The sequence below is a fragment of the Pseudomonas sp. SDT291_1_S447 genome, assembly GCF_054070155.1.
Window position 1 is genome coordinate 1 of the sequence record NZ_JBSVXS010000222.1, and the last position, 4,159, is coordinate 4,159.

At 61.7% G+C, this 4,159-nt stretch carries 5 protein-coding genes and 1 pseudogene; 5 read left to right on the top strand and 1 reads right to left on the bottom strand.

Annotated features, from left to right (window positions below):
* Window positions 1-161: 161 nt before the first annotated feature.
* On the bottom strand, window positions 162-548 hold the full coding sequence (gene gspI, locus ACW9IR_RS28870; protein WP_457466009.1) for a type II secretion system minor pseudopilin GspI: 387 nt from the start codon (window positions 546-548) through the stop codon (window positions 162-164).
* 147 nt (window positions 549-695) lie between these two features.
* Between gspI and gspG the strand changes: the two genes are divergently transcribed.
* The 5 genes and pseudogenes from gspG to ACW9IR_RS28895 form a co-directional block, all read left to right on the top strand.
* Window positions 696-1,154, top strand: a complete 459-nt coding sequence (gene gspG / locus ACW9IR_RS28875) for a type II secretion system major pseudopilin GspG (RefSeq protein ID WP_007918211.1) — start codon at window positions 696-698, stop codon at window positions 1,152-1,154.
* Between the two features lie 8 nt (window positions 1,155-1,162).
* Window positions 1,163-2,122: a type II secretion system minor pseudopilin GspK gene (gene gspK / locus ACW9IR_RS28880; protein ID WP_457466011.1), complete on the top strand. Its 960-nt coding sequence runs from the start codon at window positions 1,163-1,165 to the stop codon at window positions 2,120-2,122.
* The gene (gspL, locus tag ACW9IR_RS28885; RefSeq protein ID WP_457466013.1) at window positions 2,119-3,297 is read left to right on the top strand and encodes a type II secretion system protein GspL; all 1,179 of its coding nucleotides are present in this window, start codon (window positions 2,119-2,121) and stop codon (window positions 3,295-3,297) included. Before gspK ends, gspL begins: the two co-directional genes overlap by 4 nt.
* Window positions 3,290-3,835, top strand: coding sequence for a type II secretion system protein GspM (gene gspM, locus ACW9IR_RS28890; protein WP_457466015.1), 546 nt, complete (start codon window positions 3,290-3,292; stop codon window positions 3,833-3,835). The genes gspL and gspM overlap by 8 nt, the downstream gene beginning before the upstream one ends.
* Window positions 3,832-4,159, top strand: a pseudogene (locus tag ACW9IR_RS28895) (type II secretion system secretin GspD); the annotation flags it as partial. The gene gspM and the pseudogene ACW9IR_RS28895, both read left to right, overlap by 4 nt.

The window sequence follows — 4,159 nt, forward strand, 5'->3', positions numbered from 1 at the left end:
GCGGGGTACGTCGACCTGGAAGATTTTGGTGATTATGGTTTTGGTGAAGGGCCTTCGATTTGGCTTTGTGAGCTTGGCGAATTTGGATTCAATGAAAGACGTTCAAGTCGGTGTAGCTCGCGAATATCCCCCAATCGGTCCCCTCTACCTCTGGGAGAGGGCTAGGGTGAGGGGCTTTCGGTTCGGGACATTAAAGTCTCAAGCCTGGCCAACGGCGGCGCATCCTGATTACGGTCAAATACCTGAATGCCAATCTTGAGTAAGCGGCCGTTCTCGGCTGCGCTGATCAGTTGCTCACACCGCAACAACAACCGCCCCTGATCACACTCCTGCGCCTTCATCCCCATCGGCAACTTACCTTCCAACCGCAACTCCGCCATCCGACTCTGCGCCGCAATCAACGCCACCGACCGATCCCTTAAAACCCCACTACTCTGCGTCATCAACCCCGCCACCCGCACAGCCGCCGACATCGCCACGGCAATAATCGCCAGCGCCACCAGCACTTCAATCAATGTGAAACCCGCTTCCCGCGAACGCGCACGCATAAATCGCCCAAAACCCAAACCCAGCCCTCGACGCTAACCCGCGTGCTTGACGGCTTGACGACGAAAACACCCGAGGATTTTCAACATCACTGACATATCTTCTTGCAACACTGCGCGTCGAATCGAATCAAGCCAGGGTATGTCGAGATGGATATCGCACCTTTCAAATCGCTTCAGCAACCGTTGCGCACGCCGCGTGGGCAGCAGGGTTTTACCCTGATCGAGATCATGGTGGTCGTGGTGATTCTGGGGATTTTGGCGGCGATGGTGGTGCCCAAGGTGCTCGACCGGCCGGATCAGGCGCGGGCGACGGCGGCGAAGCAGGATATTGGTGGGTTGATGCAGGCGTTGAAGTTGTATCGCCTCGATCACGGCACTTACCCGAGCATGAATCAGGGGCTGAAGGTGTTGGTGGAGCGGCCGGCGGATGCGAAGAACAGCAATTGGCGTTCGTACCTGGAGCGCTTGCCGAACGATCCGTGGGGGCGTCCTTATCAGTACCTCAACCCCGGCGCGAATGGCGAGATCGACATCTTTTCCCTCGGTGCCGACGGTCAGCCTGACGGCGACGGCGTGAATGCCGATATCGGTTCCTGGCAGTTGTAAGGCCGGCCATGAACAGCCGCTCGCCTGAGGGGGCGAAGCAACAGGGCATGGCGATTATCAGCGCGTTGTTGATTGCGGCCGTGGTGGCGGTGATTGCGGCGGGCATGTTGACGCGCCAGAGCGTGTCGACCCGTGCGCTGGAGGCGGATCAGCAGCGTGTGCAGGGGCGTTGGCTGGTGCAGGGCGGGTTGGAGATCAGCCGTCAATTGCTCTGGGATGCACGTCAGCGCGACCCGTTGACCCGGCTCGATCAGCCATGGGCGCAGCGTCTCTCCGCGCAAGGTTTTGAAGGACGACTGGAGGATGAGCAGGGCAAGTTCAACCTGCGCAATCTGGTCGCCAATGAGCGGGTCGATGAGGCGCAGGTCGCAGCGTTTCAGCGCTTGTGTGAGTTGATTGGGGTCAGTGCCGGGTTGAGTCAGCGCATCAGCCAGCGGGTCATTGCGTCTTACCCGCGACTGCTGAATGCGCAGATTGCTGAAGCGCCGAAAAGTGGTTTTTACAGTGGTCGCGCGACCTCGCCTAACGCTTCACACAAACCGCAGAATCCGACAATGCCGATGCTGCGCGGCCTTGATGATTTGCGCAGCCTGGACGGCGTGAATGAGGCGGTCATGGGCAAACTGGCGCCGTATCTGACGGTGATTCCGGCGACGACTTGGCTCAATGGCAACACCGCCACCGCGCCAGTGTTGGCCGCGTATGTGCCGGGGCTGTCGCTGGAGCGTGCCAATGCGCTGATTGCCGAGCGTGATGCCGGGCGCTGGTTTATCAACCGGGGCGATTTCGTTAACCGTTTGCGCATGCCGCAACTTGAGCTGACCAGCGTCAAGGTCGGCATCACCAGTGACTGGTTTCGCCTGCGCGGTGAGGCGCGGCGCGATCAGCGGCGGGTCAGTCTTGAGGCGTTGCTGCATCGCAGCCAGGACCGCTTGCCGCAGGTGATCTGGTCGCGGGTGGGCGTATGAGCCAGTTGAAGGTGGCATTGCCGCCCTTGGCGGAACTGGATCTGCACAGTGAATTGCACTGCGCCTGGCTGGATCGTCAGGGCCAAGTCACGCGGGAAGAACGCCACAGTCTGAGCCAGTTGAGTCAGCAGTCGAAACTGCCGCCGCTGGTGTGTTTTCTGCACCCGGCTGACAGTCTGTTGGCGAGTCTCGATTTACCGCCGCTGCCGGCCAACAAGATTGTCGCGGCGGTGCAGTGTGCGGCGCAGGCCTTGATGCTGGGCGACAGCAGCGAGATGCACATTGCGCACAGCGCGCGGGACGAGGCCGGGCAGGTGCAGATCGCCTGGGCGCCTCGGCAGCACTTGTTGCGTTTTGGCCAGTTGCTCAAAAGCGCTGGGCTGAACCTGCGTGGCCTCTATCCGGCGCCGTACAGTTTGCCGGTGCTGCCCGGTACCGTCGCGTGTGTGCAGGACGGGCATCTGTTGTTGCGCGATAGCGTGCAAGCGGCGCGGGTGCAGCCGTTGTTCGATGACGGTTTTGACGGTGTCGTGTGGGAGCCGGGCATCACTTTGCATTGGATCGGTGATCAACCACCGCCGGGCGCTGAACTGCCGATGGCGGATGCGCAGCGCTGGACCGGGCCGCTACCGGGGTGGGGACTGCATGGCGCGGTCCAGCAGCAAAATACCGAGCATCGCGGCTGGGGCAGGGCGATCGCCCTGTCAGCGTTGGCCGTGGCGGTTTGGGTGATTGGTTTGAACCTGTATGCCGCTCGCGAGGCCGGGCAGGGTCAGCAATTGAAAACCCAGATGAACCTGCGGGTAAAGCAGGCCTTCCCCGAGTTGCCGTTAATCCTCAATCCATTGCAACAGGCCCGTCAGCAACTGGCGGCGCGGCAGAAAGGTGCGGCGGATGATCCGGCGCAGACTTTTAATCGGCTGGTGTTGCAGGCCGGCAGCGGCATGCCGTCGATGGCTGGCAGTGTCGAGCGGCTGGCGTTTGTCGACGGCGCCTTGCAACTGAGTCTGCTCAGCGACGCCCGTCGTGGCGGTAATGATCAGGAGTGGCAAAGCACTTTGGCCCAGGCCGGTATCAGTGTGACGGCAGATGACGAAGGCTGGACCTTGCGTCCGGCCACTGAAGCCACCCCAAGCGACAGCGATGACAGCGGCGGAGCAGAAGAAGATGAATAAGGCCTCGCTCGCGCTGTACCGCGCCAAGTGGCAACGCTTTAACGCTCAGGTGCAGGCGCGTTGGCAGCCGTTGGCCCTGCGTGAAAAACGCATGGTCGGCGGCATGGCTATCGCGCTGGTCGGCCTGCTGCTGTGGGTCGCGCTGATCCAGCCACCGCTGAAGAAAATCACTTATTGGCAAACCGAAACGCCAAAGCTGCGCGCGCAGACCGAGGCGCTGGAAGTGCTGCTGCGCGAAGTCAGCGTGCGTCCGGACGGGCAAAGCGTGGCGCAGTCGCTGGAGCAGACTCTGCAAGCCAGCGGCCTGGCGGGGCATTACCAATTACAGGAGGCACAGGGTGCCTGGCAGTTGACCTTCGACGCGGCGCCCGCCGACGCCGTGCTCGACTGGCTGCTGAGCAACCCGGCACAACTTTCTCTGCAAGTGGTCGAGGCCCGTTTGCAACGCGCGGACAACCCCTCGACCGAAGTCACCGCCGGCACTTTGTCAGGCACCGTTCGCATGGATCAGGCGCTGGGCGCTAAGGAAGCTTCATGAAGGGGTCAGGATCCAAACCGGCACGTCTGGCGTTGCCGATGTTGCTGATGGCGTTGAGCGCGTGCAGCAACACCAGCACACCGCAAAACCAGCCGCCGTTGCTGGTCGACAGTGAACTCGGTCGACCGCTGGCCAATACTCAGCGCAGCGGCGACGCAGTGCTCGACCGCGAACGCGCGCAGGCGCAGGCGCGACCTGTGCCGAAGCAACTGCACAACATATCCAAGAGTGCGCGCAGTGGGTCGGCGGCGTCGGGCATTGCGTTGCCGAGCAATCCTTTGGGCGATCAACCGGTGACGCTGAATTTTGTCGACGCCGATATTC